Source organism: Bifidobacterium apis, assembly GCF_036986835.1.
GTDB lineage: Bacteria > Actinomycetota > Actinomycetes > Actinomycetales > Bifidobacteriaceae > Bombiscardovia > Bombiscardovia apis_A.
Map to the genome: position 1 here is coordinate 77,265 of NZ_BTXD01000001.1, position 18,117 is coordinate 95,381.

Sequence of the window (18,117 nt, forward strand, 5' to 3'; positions counted from 1 at the left end):
TGACGGCAAACGACGTCAGTGTTGCTTCCCCGGCCTCGACAGCCACCGCGTCCGGCAGCACCCGTGTGACCCGCAGCTCGGTTCGCACGGTCATCGGGGCCTCCATGGTCGGCACGGCCATTGAGTTCTACGATTTCTACGCTTACGGGACGGCTTCGGCCAACTATTTCCCCAAGCTGTTCTTCCCTAAGACCGATCCGACCGTGGCCCTCCTGGCCTCCCTGCTGACCTTCGCCATCGCTTTCATCGCGCGGCCCTTGGGATCCTTGATCTTCGGACACTTCGGGGACCGTCAGGGGCGCAAGACCACGTTGGTGGTCTCCCTGCTGACCATGGGCTGCTCCACGGTTCTGATCGGCGTCCTGCCCACTTATGCCACCTGGGGGCTCTGGGCCGTAGTGGTCCTCTGCCTGTGCCGGTTCGTGCAAGGTATCGGCCTGGGTGGCGAGTGGTCCGGCGCGGCCCTGGTGGCCACCGAGAACGCCCCGGAAGGCAAGAGGGCCCTTTACGGCTCCTTCCCTGAGCTGGGTGCCCCAATCGGCTTCTTCCTGGCCAACGGGACCTACTTCCTGCTGGAGATGTTCTGCACACCCGAGCAGATGCTGAGCTGGGGCTGGCGTGTGCCCTTCCTGCTCTCCGCCATCCTGGTGGTTGTAGGGCTGGCTGTGCGCGTCTCCATGCAGGAGACTCCCATTTTCCAGATGGCCCTGGATCAGCAGAAGGTCGTCAAGACCCCGCTTCTGGAGGTCTTCCGCAAGAGCTGGCGCCAGGTGCTCCAGGCCACTTTCCTGGTCGCGGTCACCTACACCCTCTTCTACACCTTGGCCACCTGGTCGCTGGCTTACGGCACCAAGCCCAAGTCCCAGGGCGGCGGCGGACTGGGCTTCACCAACCAGGAGTACCTGCTCATGCTTATGGTCTCCATCCTGGTCTTCGCCCTCTTCATCGTGCTGGCCTGCGTCTATGCGGACCGCATCGGCCGTCGCCGGGTGCTGATCGGCAGCTCCGTCATGCTGGTGGTCTTCAGCCTGGTCTTCCCCTACCTGCTCATGGCCCATCACAACACCTTCCAGGTCATGGTCTTCCTCTGCGTCGGGTTCGCCCTGATGGGCATCGCCTTCGGGCCTATCGGCGCCTTCCTGCCAGAGCTCTTTGACGCCAACGTGCGCTACTCGGGTTCCGGCATCGGCTACAACTTGGCGGCCATCGTGGGCGCGGCCTTCGTGCCTACCATCGCCACCTGGCTCTCCTCCCACTGGGGAGTGCGTTCGGTCGGGCTCTACCTGGCCGTTATGGCGGTCTGCTGCCTGGTGGCAGTGCTGACCTGCCACGAAACCAAGGATGTGGACTTCACCAAGTAAGCCCTGGAGGCATCCCGCCGGCCGGTTCTTTGAATCGCGCCGGTGTCCGAACAACGAATTGCGGACAGTCCATCTGGCCATATCACGAGTATGGTTGGAGGCATACCGTATCCACAGGGTACGGATCGGGGTCAAGGACAAAATCCGTCGCCCCGGTCGAAAGAGCATCGTCCGCCTGGAACAATGACAGGAATTCACAGTATTTAGCGTTCCCCGGCCTGGAAGAGCCGGTCCGGTCGGACCGCACATAAAGGAGTGTAGATAATGGCAGCACAGATTTGGTATGAGAAGGATGGGGACCTTTCGGTTCTGGATGGCAAGAAGGTGGCCATCATCGGCTACGGTTCCCAGGGACATGCTCATGCGCTGAACCTGCGTGATTCCGGTGTGGACGTTGTGGTCGGCCTGCGTGCCAACTCCAAGTCGGTGCCCTTCGCCAAGGAGCAGGGCCTGGAGGTCAAGACCGTGCCCGAGGCCACCAAAGAGGCCGACATCGTCATGATTCTGGCCCCCGACCAGTATCAGCGCAACATCTGGCGGGATGACATCGAGCCCAACATCAAGGACGGTGCGGCAGTTGCCTTCGCCCACGGGTTCAACATCCATTACGGCTACATCAAGCCCAGCGCCGACCATCCGGTCTTCATGGTGGCCCCCAAGGGCCCGGGCCATATTGTCCGTCGTGAGTACGTCGCTGGCCGTGGTGTGCCCGTGGTTGTGGCCGTGGAGCAGGATCCCCGCGGCGACGCCTGGGACATCACTCTGGCCTACGCCAAGGCTCTGGGCGCCCTGCGCGCCGGCGCCATCAAGACCACCTTCAAGGAAGAGACCGAGACTGACCTCTTCGGCGAGCAGGATGTGCTCATGGGCGGCGTCAACCACCTGGTCGAGGCTGGCTTCGAAGTGCTGACCGAGGCTGGCTACCAGCCCGAGATCGCCTACTTCGAGGTCTGCCACGAGCTCAAGATGCTGGTCGACCTGATGAACGAGGGCGGCCTGAACAAGGCTCGCTGGTCCTGCTCCGACACCGCTCAGTACGGTGATTTCACCTCCACCGTGGTGGACGAGTCCACCAAGGACAGGATGCGTCACCAGCTGCAGCGCATTCAGGACGGCTCCTTCGCCAAGGAGTTCATCGACGATCAGGATGCCGGCGCCCCCAAGTTCAAGGAGCTCCAGGAGAAGTACTCCCACGAGAAGATCGAGGAGGTCGGCCCCAAGCTGCGCGCCATGTTCTCTTGGAACAAGGACGTCAAGGATGCCGACGAGGCCCAGTCCTTCACCGGCAAGATCGCCCGTTCCCAGGTGCAGTGACATCTAGGTTCTGTCGGGAGGACCCTGCCTAGTCCGACTGACCATTCAGCAAATAGCCGTCCCCTTATCCGGATGCAAAGCCGATGAGGGAACGGCCATTTTGTTATCATGACCGAACACTCATGTTTCAGTTGCGCGCTCAGATTGTTCGCTGACCGGGTCGGTCATATGGATGTGCGAAATATTCAATGCGGGAGGATATACAGCGGTGCCCCGCGGGTGGAACGACCATCTGCGGGGCACCATTTGTTATATAAGGACGTTGAACTGTTGAACTACTTACAGGGTGTCCGCTGCGCCTGCTGCTTCAGCGTGCGGATTCGGCACCGGACACGTCCATGTCCTTGAGGCGCACGATCTTGGTGTGGTTGACGAACTTGAAGCCCAGGTAGAGGACCAGAACCAGGACCACGCTGAAGTAGGTCATGGCCATGTGCGACCAGTTCAGGCTGAGCAGGGAGGGGATGTCCTGTCCAGCGATGACGATGACGCAGAGCACCATGGCCAGGACCGGGCCGAACGGGTAGAGCTTGGAGTGGTACTTGAGCTCGCTCAGGTCGTGCCCCTGGAGCTTGAAGGCCCTCCGGAAGCGGAAGTGGCTCAGGGCGATGCCAATCCAGGCGATGAACCCGGTCAGCCCGGTGGCGGTCACCAGCCACATATAGAAGGACTGGCCGAAGATGCTGGAGGCGAAGGTGGCCAGGGACATGCAGACCGTGGCCACCAGGGCCGCCAGGGGGATGCCCCTCTTGGTGGTCTTGGCGAAGATGGCCGGGGCATAGTGGTCCTTGGCCAATCCGTAGAGCATGCGGCTGGAGGCGTAGGCTCCGGTGTTGACGGCCGAGAGGATGGATGTCAGCACCACCGCATTCATGACGCTGGCTGCCGAGGCCAGGCCGGCCCGCTGGAAGACCAGGGTGAAGGGCGACATGGCGATGTTCCCGTCAGATGCTCCCAGGAGGTTGGGGCTGGTGTAGGGGATCAGGGCGGCGATGACGAAGATGGAGAGCACATAGAAGAGCAGGATCCGCCAGAAGACGTCGTTGATGGCCTTGGGGACCGCCTTGCCGGGGTTCTCGGACTCGCCGGCGGTCACGCCCACTACTTCAGTGCCCTGGAAGGAGTAGCCGGCGATCAAGAAGACGCTCATGATGGCCGGGAACCCTCCCACGAAGGGGGCATCCTTGTAGGTGAAGTTCTTCAGGCCGACCGCCGGCTGGAACATGATTCCGCAGATCATGGCCATGCCGATGACCAGGAAGACAATGATGGTGGCCACTTTGATCAGTGAGAGCCAGAATTCCGTCTCGCCGAATGCGGAGACCGTCAGGGCGTTGATCAGGAAGACGATGACCAGGACCAGCAGGCTCCATATCCATCCTGGGGTGTGGGGCAGCCAGTACTGGATCAGCAGAGCGGCGGTGGAGATGTCCACGGCACCCGAGATGGTCCAGTTCAGCCAGTAGTCCCAGCCCATGGCGAAGCCCAGGGCCGGATCCACATAGCGGGCGCTGTAGGCGGCGAAGGATCCCGACACCGGCAGGTGGGTGGCCAGCTCGCCCAAGCTGGTCATCAGGAAGTAGACCATGACGCCCATGGCTATGTAGGCCAGGAGTCCGCCGCCGGGGCCGGCTGTGGAGATGGTGGAGCCGGAGGTCATGAACAGGCCGGTGCCGATGCAGCCGCCCAGGGCGATCATGGAGATGTGGCGGGTCTTGAGGTTACGCTTGACGCTGCCGTAGCCATGATGCTCTTGCCCGGCCCGGTCGGATTGATTGGTGTTCGACGCTGCATTGCTGGTATTCTGCGTCATGATCCTCCTCCTTTTGGCTGGGCGACGCACCGGGGAGTCCGGGGTCGTACTGAAATTGCGATTCCTGATATGCCGGCTGGATGCCGGAATAGATTCATATGGCCGGGTCCTTGAGCCGGTCCTCGAACGCTTAGGGAGTCTATGCCATTGGTATGGCCTTTCGGCTCCCGTGGTCACAATGTGTCATGTTAGCTGGCAAATCTTTCATAGCGATTCCGGATCCCCGCTCAAATCCATCTCCTCCAGGGGCACGATCCGGGTATGGTGTCGGATCTTGTAACCCAGGTAGAGCGCAAGCACCAGGGGCACGCTGATGTAGGTGACGCCGATTTCCTGCCAGTTCCAGTTGACGAAGGCCTCGAAGTTCTGCCCGCCGATGACAATGACGCATAGGATCAGGGCCAGGATGGGTCCCAAGGGGAAGAGCTTGGCGTGGTAGCGCAGCTCCTCAACCCGGTGGCCCTGGACCACCCAGGCGCGGCGGAATCGATAGTGGCTAAGTGCAATGCCGATCCAGACGATGAATCCGGTCAGCCCCGAGGCGGCAACCAGCCACATGTAGATAGGCTGGCCGAAGATGCTGGCGGCAAAGGTGGCCAGGGAGACCACCAGAGTGGCGATCAGCGAGGCCATGGGGATGCCGTGACGGGTGGTGTGCCCGAAGAAGGCCGGGGCGTAATGGTCCTTGGCAAGGGCATAGAGCATTCGGGTTGAGGCGTAGACCCCTGAGTTGGCGGACGAGAGGACCGAGGTCAGGATGATGGCGTTCATGACGCTGGCTGCCGAGGCCAGGCCCGCACGTTGGAAGACCAGGGTGAAAGGCGACATGGCGATGTCCCCCTGGGCGGAGCTGAGCAGATTGGGGCTGGTATAGGGAATCAGCGCGGCGATGACGAAGATGGACAGGATATAGAAGAGTAGGATCCGCCAGAAGACGTCGTTGATGGCCTTGGGAACGGCACGGGCCGGGTCCTTGGATTCGCCGGCCGTGACCCCGATCAGCTCGGTGCCCTGGAAGGAAAAGCCTGCAATCAGAAAGACGTTGAGAATGGCAGGGAACCCGCCCACGAAGGGGGCGTCCTTGTAGGTGAAATTGCCCAGGCCCACGGCTGGGCGGAACATGATTCCGCAGATCATGGCCAGACCGATGACCAGGAAGACGATCACCGTCATAACCTTGATCAGGGAGAGCCAGAACTCGGTCTCGCCAAAGGTCGACACGGTCAGGGCGTTGATCAGAAAGATAGTCACCAGGACCAGCAGGCTCCAGATCCAGCCAGGAGTGTGTGGCAGCCAGTACTGGATCAGCAGGGCTGCGGTGGAGATGTCCACAGCCACGGTGATGGCCCAGTTCAGCCAGTAGTTCCAACCCATGGCGAAGCCCAGGGCCGGATCCACATAGCGGGCGTTGTAGGCGGCAAAGGAGCCGGAAGTGGGCAGGTGGGTGGCCAGCTCGCCAAGACTGGTCATCAGGAAGTAGACCATGAGGCCCATGGCCGCGTAGGCCACCAGCGCGCCTCCCGGTCCCGCCTTGGCGATGGTGGAACCGGAGGTCATGAACAGGCCGGTACCGATGCAGCCGCCCAGGGCGATCATGGTGACGTGTCGGGTCTTGAGGTTGCGTTGGACCCGGTCGGTGGATGCGGAGGGACTGGCCTTTCCGCCCTGCCTGGTCGCCATGACTGCTCTTCTCCTTGAACTGACCTGAGAGCCCTATGACGACGGTTCCGGCCGGTTCCGCTCAGGCGGAATCCAGACGTATTGCCTGTCCGTGACACTGCACATAGCGCTCCGCAACATGGGGTTGCGACAGTCCCGGACCTGTTCGACCCGGGCCCAACGGGACGGATGGGCGGATCCGCACCGTTTCGGCCGGACCTCCTTTCGCCGGGAATTGGCGACACCGCACTGTCTGCTCCCGGTTACTGATAGGTTCGGCGACCTCTTCAGTGGTTTTGCAATTACGGGCCAGCATAGAGGGATTCTCAGACAAGGTCCGAACGGTTTCCGTCGTCTCCAATGATCGATAGGCAAATCTTGCAATGTATGGCTCTGCTGGGAGTCCCGGCTGCGCCGATTGACCGCGTAGGATGGGCGTGAATTCGTTAGGAAAGAAGGCAGTGACTGATGAAGGTCGACGACATCAAGGTAATCGGCAATATCGGGGCGGGCACCATGGGGCATGCCACGGCGCTCCAGTTCGCCATGCGCGGGTATCCGGTCCGGCTGGTGGACTCCAGTCGGCAGGCCCTGGACCGTGGGAGGGGACTGATTGAGCATGATCTGGATACCTTTATCGGTGCCGGGCTGATTCCCCAGGATCAGAGGGAGAGCGTGCTGGATCGGATTCAGGAGGACACTGATTACGGCATTCTGGCTGATGCCGATTTTGTCATCGAATCCGTCTTGGAAGACATGGATGTCAAGCACCAGGTTTGGCAGCAGGTGGAGACCATAGTTGGCGAGCAGACCATTCTGGCTACCAATACCTCGGGATTAGGGCCCACTGAGATCGCCTCGGTACTGCAACATCCCCAGCGGTTCCTGGTGGCCCACTTCTGGAATCCCGCCCAGCTCATGCCCCTGGTCGAGGTGGTCCCTGCTGCGGACACTGATCAGGGAGTAGTGGATACCGCGGTCGAGCTCATGAACCGCATCGGCAAGCATGCTGTGGCGCTGTCCACGGAATCACTCGGATTCGTAGGCAACCGTATCCAGGCGGCTGTCATTCGGGAGTGCCTGAATATCGTGGAACGCGGCATCGCCACTCCGCAGGCCGTCGACGAGATTGTCACCTACAGCCTGGGTCGGCGGTGGAGCATCCTTGGACCCATTGCCAGCGCTGATCTGGGAGGATTGGATGTCTTCGACAATATCTCCAAGTACCTCTACGACGATTTGGACAACCGTCCCGGCGAGGACCCGATCTTGAAGGCCAAGGTTCAAGCAGGGCAGCTGGGTGCCAAGAGCGGCCAGGGGTTCTATTCCTGGCAGGGTGCCGAGAGCCAGGCCATGATCGCCGACCGCGACCGGCGACTGCTGGAGGCGCTGGTCGCGGACCGCAAGAAGGAGGAGGGCCGCTGAGTTCTCCCGCTTGTATCGCTACTGCGCTCGCCGCTGGGTCAGTTGGTAGGCCACCAGGAGGACGATCAGCCAGATGGGCCCGGCGATGACGGCCACCCGGTAGCTGGACGAGAAGCACATGAGCACCACGATCATGGCCAGGAAGGCCAGGACCGCCCAGGGGGTCACCCGGGCAAAGGGCAGCTTGAAGTGCAGGACGTTCAGAGCGTTTTCGCCGGTCTTGCCCGCCAGGTCGCCGGGTCCCTCGCCGCGGGCAACAGCACGCCGGAAGAGCATCTCGGTCACCATGATCATTGACCAGTTGATGATGGCCGAGATTGTGGCGATGCTCATCAGGTAGTTGAAGGCGAACTGGGGCCAGAGGAAGACCACGACCACGGCCAGGGCGATGATGCAGGCCGAGGTCAGCACTCCTGCGTAGGGCACCCCTCCCTTGGACAGCTTCCCCAGATACTTGGGGGCATTGCCCTGCCGGGCCAGGGAGAAGAGCATGCGGGAGTTGGAGTAGAGGGCCGAGTTGTAGACGCTCATGACTGCGGTCAGGCAGACGAAGTTGAGGATGCCTGCGGCCGCGTGGACTCCAACCGAGTCGAAGATCTGGACGAAGGGACTGACGACCATACCCTGAGCATTGGGCTTGCCGATGGCGTTCCAGGGAACCACGGCCATGATCACCCCAAGCGTCAGGATGTAGAAGACCAGAATCCTCCAGATGATGGCGTTGGTGGCCTTGGGGATGGTCCGACGGGGATCGGAGGCCTCTCCGGCGGTGATGCCGATGAGTTCCGTGCCGCCGAAGCTGAACATGACCACCGCCAGCGACATGAGCAGACCGGTCCACTGGCCATTGGCCCCGTGACGCATGAGTCCGTTGGGCAGGAATCCGCCGCCCACGGTGAACCAGTTGGCAAAGGAGGCCCGCAGTCCGTTGGCAGTGGGCAGGGCCATGACCACGACAGCCAGTCCGCCGATGATCATTGCGACGATGGCCGCGATCTTGATGATGGCGAACCAGAACTCGAACTCGCCGAACTTGCTGACTCCCATCAGATTGGCGGCCGTGATGACCACCAGGAAGAAGGCTGCAGAGACCCAGGCGGGGATTGCCGGGAACCAGAAGTTGACGAAGGTGCCCACCACGGACAGTTCGACCATGGATACCAGCACATAGTTCATCCAGTAGTTCCACCCTGAAACGAAACCTGCCCGCTTGGACCAGTAGCGGGTGGCGTAGTAGCTGAAGGCGCCGGACTTGGGGTCTTCCACGCTCATTTCGCTCATGGCCCTGACGATCATGAAGATGGCCAGACCGCCTATCAGATAGGCGATGATGATGGACGGCCCAGCCAATGAGATGGATTCCCCGGACCCGTAGAAGAGTCCCGTTCCGATGGCGCCGCCCAGCGAGATGAGCTGGATATGCCTGTTCTTCAGGGTTTTGCGCAGGTCCTTGCCCTGCGACTCCTTGGGTTGATCCATGGGGATGTCATTCCTTAGGTGGTGATGGTTGCCGGCTGAATGTTGCCGGCCGACAGGGCCAACCCTATAGGAGCCGACCCGAGCAGAATGGCTGTGCCTTTGCATTGTGGAATAAAGGCGTCCGCCATATGAGACAGTCAATTCACCGAATGGTGACCGCCAGGCCCTACCATGGGCGTCGGTGCCTCCCGTCCGCTCCCGGTTATCGGCACCTCTGTGGTATTGCTGACCTACCGGCCTCGGTGGGACGTCCCTTCCTGGACGGCGATGATTAATGGGTTGTGAAGACAAGGAGGTGCAGTCGCATGAACCGTACGGGCAATGGCCCTTTGGCACAGCAGAATCAAGGTGACAGCGCCTCGGCAGGCGACGGCATGGAACGCGGTCTGAGCAACCGGCATGTACAGTTCATCGCCATCGGCGGCACCATCGGCACCGGGCTCTTCCTGGGGTCGGGCAAGTCCATAGCCCTGACCGGGCCCTCCATCATCCTGGTCTACATCGGCGTCGGCGTGATCATGTACCTGCTCATGCGGGCCATTGGCGAGCTCATGTATCGCAGCCCCGTCCAGCACACCTTCATCGCCTTCATCAGCCGCTACCTGGGCCAGGGATGGGGGTCCTTCGCCGGCTGGTCCTACTGGATTGTGCTCATTCTGATCGGCATGTCCGAGCTGACTGCCGTGGGCACCTACTTCGTCACCTTCTTCGGCACCTTCGGCATTGATCTGAGCGCCTGGCGGGGTCTGATCGAGCTCTGCTTTCTGGCGGCCATGGTATGTATCAACCTGATTGCCGTGCGGGTCTTCGGAGAGACCGAGTTCTGGTTCTCCATGATCAAGATCACCCTGATTCTGGCCATGATTGCCACGGCCGTGGTCATGGTCATCACGGGCTTCCACTATCCGGCCGTCCACATGCCGGGACAGGACCGGATCAGCCCGGCCGGTCATGCTGGCCTGGACAACATCACCACCGGCCTGAGTCTGGCGCCCAACGGGTGGATGGCTTTCTTCATGAGCTTCCAGATGGTCTTCTTCGCCTACGAGATGATCGAGTTCGTGGGAGTCACCGTCTCCGAGACCCAGAATCCCCGCAAGGTCCTGCCCAAGGCCATCAACCAGATCATCCTGAGGGTGCTGATCTTCTACGTGGGCGCCCTGGTCGCCATCATGCTGATTGTGCCCTGGCGCTCCTTCCGCCCCAACGCCGACGGCAGCTTCACCTCGCCCTTCGTCATGGTCTTCCGTTATGCCGGGGTGGACTGGGCAGCCGCACTGGTCTTCTTCGTGGTCATCACGGCAGCCAGCTCCTCGCTGAACTCCCTGCTCTACTCCGCCGGCCGCAATCTCTTCCAGCTGGCCGCCGCCGGCCGCTCTCCAGTGATGCGCAGCCTGCATACGATTTCGCGCCGCGGCAAGGTGCCCGCCCGGGCCATCGTTCTGTCCGGGGTGTTGATCCTCTTATCTCCGGTGCTGCATCTGCTGCCTGGCTTCGAGGATACCTTCGTCCTGTTCACCTCCTGCTCCAGCGCGGTCATCATCTTCATCTACATCCTGACCCTGCTTGCTCACCGTCGCTACAGGGCCAGCAAGGATTTCATGCCCGATGGATTCATCATGCCTGCCTACCGGGTGACCGGAACCGTTGCCATTGCCTTCTTCGTCCTGATCTATCTCTCGCTCTTCCTGGCTCCCGACACCCGGTATCCAGCCATACTGGGATTGGTCTGGCTGCTGGTATTCGGGGGTATCTGCCTGTGGAAGCATAAGGGTGAACCGCTGTCGACCGACTGATCATCCGTGAGCGTCGGCGCATTATATGGCCTCAAAACGCTATAAACAAGTCTGTTTTTCCACTTGTGCTTGGGCTAGATTGTTTTTCGGTAGTTGTCAAATCGGCCTTCGTTTCCCGCAGGTTCGATTACGAGGGACTGACGAAGGAGATCATCGCCCATGGTTGCACAGGTCGGCAGGACACGAGTGGCCAGGACCGCTGGCTCCCTGCTCTCATGCCTGCTCTTGGCCCTGATATTCCTGGTTCTGCAGACCCCGCAGTCGGCCATGGCGGCGAGCGGAGCCACGGATTATGGCAGCTGGACCCAGGTGGCTGGTTCCGTATCCCATCAGCTGGATCGAGGTTGTGAGGACTATGCCAGGGGGGATCGCGCCGGGGCGGCATCGGAATTCATGGGAGCCTACAACGTGGGCTACGTGGGTTCCGGATTTGTCTCGGTGGTGGAGTCGACCCTGGGGCAGGACAGGCGCAACGCACTGGATGGGCAGTTCCAGGCCCTGCAGAATCAGGTCTACGCCCCGGATGCCGGGCAGACCCTGACCCAGGGCAGCGAAAAACTCAAGGCTGACCTGGCCGCTGCGGCCACCCAGCTGGATGCCACCCAAGGGCTGGCCAATCCCCGTGCCTATGCCAAGGCTCAGCAGGAGCAGATCAAGGCGGACCGTCAAAGGCTGGACGCGGCCAAGAAGCATCGGAACAAGGGCAAGGGCGACCGGACCTGGACCCAGGTGGCCCACGAGATGACGCCCATCCTGGATCAGGCACTCGCGCAAGCATCCAAGGGACAGGGCCAGGCGGGATCCGACCTGGTCAACAAGGCCTATTACCAGTATTACGAGAAGCTGGGCTTCGAGAAGAACGTCATGAACGCCATCAGCGGCAACAGGGTCTCCCAGGTCGAGTACCAGTTCAAGGAGACCCGTATGGCCATGGTGGCGGGCAAGCCGGCCAAGACCCTGGTGAACGACCTGAAGAGCATGCTGGTCGAGGACGCAGCCATTCTGGACGGAGGTGCCGCGGACCAGGTCAATGGGTGGACGTCCTTCCTGACCTCAGCCTTCGGCCAGGCCTTCGTAGTCCTGCTGAGGGAGGGGTTGGAGGCCATCCTGGTGGTGGCGGCCATCATCGCCTACCTGGTCAAGTCCGGCCATAAAGACAAGGTCCGGCACATTTACTGGGGCATTGCAGCGGGCCTGGTGGCCAGCGGTCTGGTGGCCTTGCTCTTCACCCTGCTCTTCAACGGGAATGGTCCCCAACAGGAGATTCTGGAGGGCGTGGTGGCCCTGGTAGCCATGCTCATGTTGCTCTACACCAGCAACTGGATGCTGTCCAAGTCCTCTGTGGAATCCTGGAACCACTACATCCGAAGCCGGACCGTGGCTGCCATCTCCAAGGGCAGCGTAATCTCCCTGGCCCTGCTCTCCTTCCTGGCGGTCTTCCGGGAGGGGGCTGAGACGGTCATGTTCTACCAGGCCATCTTTGCCATGGCACCTGGTGGTTCACGGGAGATCTGGGCCGGTTTTGCGGCTGCCGCCGTGGTCCTGGTCATCGTCTTCGTGCTCATCCGCTTCACCTCGGTCAAGATCCCCATCCGGCCCTTCTTCATCATCACCAGCCTGCTCATGGCGGTCATGGTGGTCATCTTCGCCGGGGGTGGCGTCCATGCCCTGATCGAGGGCGACCTGGTGCCGGCCACCTATCTGCCCGGTGTGCCCACCAGCGACTGGATCGGGCTGTATCCCTACACGCAGACCATCGGCGCCCAGATTCTGGCGGCTCTGGTCGTGGTCGTGCTGGCAATTGTGTCGACCCGCCGCCTGCACAAGCAGGAGCAATCACGGTCGAATCAGGACTCCGACGGGTCCCCGTCGGCACCCGTCCATCAGACGGAAGCCGATCGGGCCGTCGAAGGGGCTGTGTCCTCCCAGGTCACGGCATCCATGCAAACACCAAAGAGCGAAGGACAATCATGAAGAAGAGACAATTGACCGCCTTGGTCGCGCTGGTGCTCTCGGGCACTTTGGCCCTGGCGGGGTGCGGCTCCAGCGGGTCAGGCACCCGTGAGGCCCCAGCGCCTGAGGCCTCCGGTGCCTCCCAATCCTCGGCAGGCAAGGGAGCAGGGTTCGAAGAGATCCCCATCCCGCCCGACGATCAGCAGAAGGGCCCCTTGAACATCGGCACGGTCTTCTTCCAGCCCATCGACATGGAGCCCGCTTCCATGGGCTTGAAGGCAGCGGATGCCAGCCTGCACCTGGAGGCCGATATCCACGCCCTGCCCAACAACAATCTGGGCTATGCCAAGGGGGAGTTCGTTCCGGATCTGACCGTCAACTACACCATCCAGAACAAGGATGATCCCAACGACAAACAGTCCGGCACCTTCATGCAGATGAACGCCTCGGATGGCCCGCATTACGGAGCCAACATCAAGATGGAGAAGGCCGGCTCCTACAAGCTGACCTATTCCATCGACTCTCCTGAGAAGAAGGGCTGGATGCTGCACGTCGACCCGGAGACCGGCGTGAAGGGACACTTCTGGACCGAGCCCATCGTGGTCAGCTGGGACTGGGACTACACGCCCCACCAGTGGTAAGCTGCTATGCACCATGCTTGAGCAATTTGTCACGGTTTTGCCGGGGACGTTGGCCCCGGCCCTCCTGGTCATGGTTTTCAGTGTGCTTTTGGGGGTTGGCGAGGGTCGCGATCGGCCCCGTTCTTCTTCCTGGCGGCTGATTGGCCTGGGGGTCGGCGTGCTGGGGGCGCTGGTTTTTGCCCTCCTGCGCGCCACCGTGATCATCAACCGGCGAACCATGGTCAACTATCCGACCCTGGTAGCCTGCGTTCTGACCGATCTGGCGGCCATCGTGGTGGTGCTGGCCGCCGACCGGCTGGTTTCGGACTGGCATCGCCGCCCCTGGGCCATGGATCTGGCCAACGGTTTGGCGGCCCTGGCCATAGCCCTGACCACCTTCCGTGCCCTGCCCGATGTCATCCTGCAGCTTACGGCCTTTGTGGAGCCGGGGGAGCCGGTGATGACCTCGGCCATGCTTCTGAGGGCCCTGGGCTTCCTGCTTGGTCTGGCTGCCGCTGTGATAGTGGCTGCCATTCTGAGGACCATGCATACTTCCTGCCCCCGGATAGCCTTCCGTCTGGCCGCCCTGCTCATGGTGGTCCTGCTGCTGATTCGGCACGGCGTAGCCCTGGTGGCCCTGATGCAGACCACCGGCCTGGTTCTTCTGCACGGCTGGGCCTTCCGGGTCATGGCCCTGGGATACAACGCCGATCTGACCCTGGTCCTTGCCCAGGTTCTGGTCTTCATCATTCCAGTCTTGGCCTGCTTGGTTGCAGGCTGGCGTATGCCGGTGACCGGAGCCTCCACAGCGGAAGACCGTAGTCACCGGGCCTTCCGCCGAAGGGCCCTGGCATCAGCGGTCTGGAGCCTGGTGGCTATGATCGGCGTCACCCTGGCCCTGACAGTGGGAACGGCCCAGGCCCACAAGGTCCCCGTGCTCTCGCCTCCGGAGCGGTATTCCTTGACCTCCGATACGGCTACCATTCGTTTCTCCCAGGTGGAGGATGGCCATCTGCATCGATTCAGCTACCGGGCCAAGGACGGCACCGAGATGCGCTTTATCATCATCCGCAAGAACGGCGCAGCCTACGGAGTCGGGCTGGATGCCTGCGAGAACTGCGGGGATGCGGGCTATTACGAAAAAGACGGCAAGATCATCTGCAAGAAGTGCGACGTAGCCATCAACTTGGCCACCATCGGGTTCAAGGGCGGCTGCAATCCCGTCCCTCTGCCATACAAGACCGGCCGGGGCGCCATACTGATCAGCACCGCCGACCTGGATGCCCTGTCATCGCACTTCAAGAGCTGAAAAAGGGAAGGAGCGGTTGGTATGTTCTTCATGCGAATGATGCTGCGGTCATTCAGCCGCCAGTTCGGGCGAAGAATGCTCATCGCCGCCACAGTCTGCCTGTCTGCCTGCGTGGCTACGGCCATGCTGGGGGTGGTCTTCGACGTGGGTGACAAGCTCAACGCGGAACTTTCCACCTATGGATCCAACATCACGGTCCAAGCCAAGGCTGATGCCGTGGTCTCCGACCTCTACGGCGACCAGGAGGGCAGCCCCTCAGGCGATGAGTCAACGCCAACCGCCTTCCTCAAGGAGTCCCAGGTGCCCAAGATCAAGACCATCTTCTGGGCCTACAACATCACCGACTTCGCTCCCCGCCTGGATCTTCGTGGCACTGTGGACCAGGTCGGTGCCCCCCTGGTAGGCACCTGGTTCGGCCGGACAGTCAAGGTAGACAGCGGCGAGAGCAGTACTGCAGGTCTCAAAGGTCTTAGGCCTTGGTGGAAGGTTCAAGGCCGCTGGCCCAAGGACGAGGCCGGGTCCGGCGGCAGGACCGAGGCCATGATGGGCAAGGAGCTGGCTGCACGACTGGGCGGCCGTCAGGTTGGCGACCAGGTCAGGGTCGGTCTGGGTGATCAACAGCGGACCGTCACCATTGTGGGCATCTTCGACTCCGGTGATTCTGACGCCTCCTCCCTCTACCTGCCTACCAGGCCGTTGCAGGAGATGTCCGGCCTGACCGATCAGATCGACCAGGTGGAGGTCAAGGCTCTGACCACGCCCGAGAACGACCTGGCCCGCAAGGCCGCACGAAACCCAGCTGCCCTCTCCCAGGACGAGTGGGAGACCTGGTACTGCACGGCCTACCCCTCATCCATCGCTTACCAGATCGAGGAGGCCATCCCCGGGTCCATGGCCAAGCAGGTCAGACAGGTGGCAGCCCTGCAGGGCGATGTTCTGCAGAAGACCCAGGCGGTCATGATCCTGATGACCGTGCTCAGCCTGCTGGCGGCAGCCATCGCCGTGGCCAATTTGATGGCGTCCTCCATATCCGAGCGGTCCTCGGAGTTCGCCCTGCTCAAGGCCTTGGGCGCCACCGACGGGGCTGTATCCCGATTGGTGCTAGCCGAGACGGCCCTGATCGCCCTGGCCGGGGCTCTGGTCGGCGCCTTGCTGGGCTCTGGAGTGGCTCAGATCGTAGGCAGGGTGGTCTTCGGCTCGGGCATCACCATGCGACCCATGGTCTTCGTGCTGGTCTTCGTGCTGCTGGCCATTACAGTGCTGCTGGCGTCCATCTCGTCCATCAGATCGATTCTGCGGCTTCGGCCGGCGGAGGTGCTTCATGGCCGCTGATCGCCATAAGAGCCATATGACCAATACCCGCATGTTCCTGACCATGCTCTTCGGGGCCGTCTTCCGTCGTCGGGGACGTGCACTGATGGCCGTGGTGGCATCCCTGGTGGGCGCAGCTACCCTCTTCTGCCTGGCGGCGGTCTGCATCGAGGCCCCTAGACAGATCAACCAGGAGATGCGTTCCTACGGGGCCAACCTGGTCGTCTCGCCCATCCAGGGGGGCAATAGGTCCGGGTCCGGCATCGAACAGGGCATGGTGGACCATACTACCCACATGGTGACCGCCAAGGCCCCGGCCCGGTACGCCACCTATCGATATGAAACGGTGCAGGTCAATGCCGGGGCCCGCGAGATGGCCGGCATCCACCCAGACCAGGTGCGTCAGCTCAACCGTCACTGGAGCGTGGAAGGTTCCTGGCCCCGGCCCGGTTCGGTCATGGTGGGGCGGGACCTGGCTGATTCGCTGGGGCTGACCACTGGCAAGCAGATGACCATCGGCTACCCGGCAAGCCAGGTCACCGGCACAGGCAAGGCCGGAGGCCAGGGCCGTGACTTTCGTGTGGGGGGCATCGTCGATACCGGTGGACCCGAGGATCGCATTATCTATGCCGACCTGGCCGATCTGGAGCTCCTGACCGGGGCCAAGCGGGGCACCGATGTCATCGAATACTCGGTCAACACCATGACTTCGGGGCTGAAGACCATCGCCGCAGGCATCAACGACATGACCTCCATGGGGGTCAAGGCCCGGCCGGTCACCAGGATCACAGCGGGCGACAGCCATACCATCGCCATGCTCCAGTCGCTCTTCTGGCTGGTTTCGGTGGTGGTACTGGTCCTGACCTTTGTGGGCGTGGGGACCACCATGGCCTCCATCGTCTCCCAACGGCGCAGCGAGATCGGCCTGCGCAAGGCTCTGGGTGCCTCTTCGCGGGGGATAGCCATGGAGTTTCTGGCGGAGTCGGCCTGCTACGGATTGGCCGGAGGTCTGGTCGGCACCGCCCTGGGCTATGGCTTCGCCCGGCTGCTCTGCCTATCCGTCTTCCAGCGTCCGCTGGGCTTCAACTGGTGGCTGGCCCTGGGCACGGTCCTGCTGAGCGTGGCCATATCGATGATCGCATCCATCCGGCCGGTCCTCCGGGCTTCGCGTATCGACCCGGCCCTGGTTTTGAGGGAGGAATGACAATGACGCAGGCAAAGGCGAGCGAGTCCCAGTCGGGCGGCGGCATGCTGCTGGATCTGGACCACGTTTCCAAGATCTACGGCGATCTGCATGCCCTGGACGATCTGAATCTGAGCGTCCCGCAGGGCCAGTGGCTGGCCGTGGTGGGGTCCTCCGGCTCGGGCAAGACCACGCTGATGAACATTCTGGGTTGCATGGACACCCCCAGCCGAGGCTCGGTCCGTCTGCAGGGGCGGCAGCTGGAGGATCTGAGCCAGTCCCAGCTGGCCGATGTGCGTAAGAATGTGATCGGCCTGGTCTTCCAGAAGTTCTACCTGGTCCCACATCTGACCGCCCTGGAGAACGTCATGGTGGCCCAGTACTACCACTCGGTGGTGGACGAGGATCAGGCCATGAAGGCCCTGGACCGGGTGGGTCTGGCGGATCGGGCCCGCCACCTGCCCAGCCAGCTTTCGGGCGGCGAGCAGCAGCGGGTCTGCGTGGCACGTGCGCTGATCAACGAGCCCAAGCTGATCCTGGCTGACGAGCCCACCGGCAACCTGGACGAGGCCAACGAGCGGATCGTGCTGGACCTCTTTAGGCAATTGCATGACCAGGGAACCTCCCTGATCGTGGTTACGCACGATGCCCTGGTTGCCTCCTGCGCCCAGCGGGAGATCATGCTCAACCACGGTGTGCTGGCCGGTGAGCAGTGGAACGATGAGGAGGCCAAGCAGGCCTACCTGGCAGCCGGAGGTCGGCCGGCCTTCAGTGGGGCTCCTGGAGATACCGGGGACCAGGATATTCCGGTGGGCTTCCATGACCCCACCAAGACGGCCAAGACCGGCGGCTCCCTGCCGGGATCGGCTGCTGATGCAGAAGGAGGGCGTTGAA

At 62.0% G+C, this 18,117-nt stretch carries 13 protein-coding genes and 1 riboswitch; of the genes, 10 read left to right on the forward strand and 3 right to left on the reverse strand.

The window, feature by feature from the left end:
- Positions 1 to 104 precede the first annotated feature (104 nt).
- A complete protein-coding gene (locus tag AACP62_RS00275) occupies positions 105 to 1,361 on the forward strand; it encodes an MFS transporter (protein ID WP_195760154.1) in 1,257 nt (418 codons plus the stop codon).
- A gap of 264 nt (positions 1,362 to 1,625) precedes the next feature.
- A complete protein-coding gene (gene ilvC, locus AACP62_RS00280) occupies positions 1,626 to 2,675 on the forward strand; it encodes a ketol-acid reductoisomerase (protein WP_339345579.1) in 1,050 nt (349 codons plus the stop codon).
- A 307-nt stretch (positions 2,676 to 2,982) separates the two neighbouring features.
- Here ilvC and AACP62_RS00285 read toward each other — a convergent pair whose 3' ends face one another.
- Both AACP62_RS00285 and AACP62_RS00290 read right to left on the reverse strand, forming a co-directional pair.
- Positions 2,983 to 4,488, reverse strand: a complete 1,506-nt coding sequence (locus AACP62_RS00285; protein WP_110417796.1) for an amino acid permease — start codon at positions 4,486 to 4,488, stop codon at positions 2,983 to 2,985.
- A 204-nt stretch (positions 4,489 to 4,692) separates the two neighbouring features.
- Complete coding sequence (locus AACP62_RS00290; RefSeq protein WP_339345583.1) at positions 4,693 to 6,168, reverse strand: amino acid permease; 1,476 nt, start codon at positions 6,166 to 6,168, stop codon at positions 4,693 to 4,695.
- A 96-nt stretch (positions 6,169 to 6,264) separates the two neighbouring features.
- A riboswitch (Lysine riboswitch) is annotated at positions 6,265 to 6,443 on the reverse strand.
- Between the two features lie 172 nt (positions 6,444 to 6,615).
- On the opposite strand from AACP62_RS00290, the gene AACP62_RS00295 reads away from it, so the two are divergent.
- Positions 6,616 to 7,572: a 3-hydroxyacyl-CoA dehydrogenase family protein gene (locus tag AACP62_RS00295; protein ID WP_339345584.1), complete on the forward strand. Its 957-nt coding sequence runs from the start codon at positions 6,616 to 6,618 to the stop codon at positions 7,570 to 7,572.
- A gap of 18 nt (positions 7,573 to 7,590) precedes the next feature.
- Here AACP62_RS00295 and AACP62_RS00300 read toward each other — a convergent pair whose 3' ends face one another.
- Positions 7,591 to 9,051, reverse strand: coding sequence for an amino acid permease (locus AACP62_RS00300; RefSeq protein ID WP_339345585.1), 1,461 nt, complete (start codon positions 9,049 to 9,051; stop codon positions 7,591 to 7,593).
- 305 nt (positions 9,052 to 9,356) lie between these two features.
- Here AACP62_RS00300 and AACP62_RS00305 point away from each other — a divergent pair, with 305 nt between their 5' ends.
- From AACP62_RS00305 to AACP62_RS00335, 7 genes are all read left to right on the forward strand, one after another.
- The gene (locus AACP62_RS00305; RefSeq protein WP_339345586.1) at positions 9,357 to 10,847 is read left to right on the forward strand and encodes an amino acid permease; all 1,491 of its coding nucleotides are present in this window, start codon (positions 9,357 to 9,359) and stop codon (positions 10,845 to 10,847) included.
- A 159-nt stretch (positions 10,848 to 11,006) separates the two neighbouring features.
- A complete protein-coding gene (locus AACP62_RS00310) occupies positions 11,007 to 12,821 on the forward strand; it encodes an FTR1 family iron permease (RefSeq protein ID WP_339345588.1) in 1,815 nt (604 codons plus the stop codon).
- Positions 12,818 to 13,441, forward strand: coding sequence for an iron transporter (locus tag AACP62_RS00315; RefSeq protein WP_029678340.1), 624 nt, complete (start codon positions 12,818 to 12,820; stop codon positions 13,439 to 13,441). Before AACP62_RS00310 ends, AACP62_RS00315 begins: the two co-directional genes overlap by 4 nt.
- 13 nt (positions 13,442 to 13,454) lie before the next feature.
- Positions 13,455 to 14,729: a Fe-S-containing protein gene (locus AACP62_RS00320; RefSeq protein WP_339345590.1), complete on the forward strand. Its 1,275-nt coding sequence runs from the start codon at positions 13,455 to 13,457 to the stop codon at positions 14,727 to 14,729.
- 21 nt (positions 14,730 to 14,750) lie between these two features.
- The gene (locus tag AACP62_RS00325; RefSeq protein WP_339345592.1) at positions 14,751 to 16,061 is read left to right on the forward strand and encodes an ABC transporter permease; all 1,311 of its coding nucleotides are present in this window, start codon (positions 14,751 to 14,753) and stop codon (positions 16,059 to 16,061) included.
- A 16-nt stretch (positions 16,062 to 16,077) separates the two neighbouring features.
- Positions 16,078 to 17,244 carry an ABC transporter permease gene (locus AACP62_RS00330; RefSeq protein WP_339346490.1) on the forward strand — a complete coding sequence of 389 codons (1,167 nt, stop codon included), beginning with the start codon at positions 16,078 to 16,080 and terminating at the stop codon, positions 17,242 to 17,244.
- 44 nt (positions 17,245 to 17,288) lie between these two features.
- Entirely contained in the window at positions 17,289 to 18,116 is an 828-nt protein-coding gene (locus AACP62_RS00335) for an ABC transporter ATP-binding protein (protein WP_339346492.1), read from the forward strand.
- Position 18,117 lies beyond the last annotated feature (1 nt).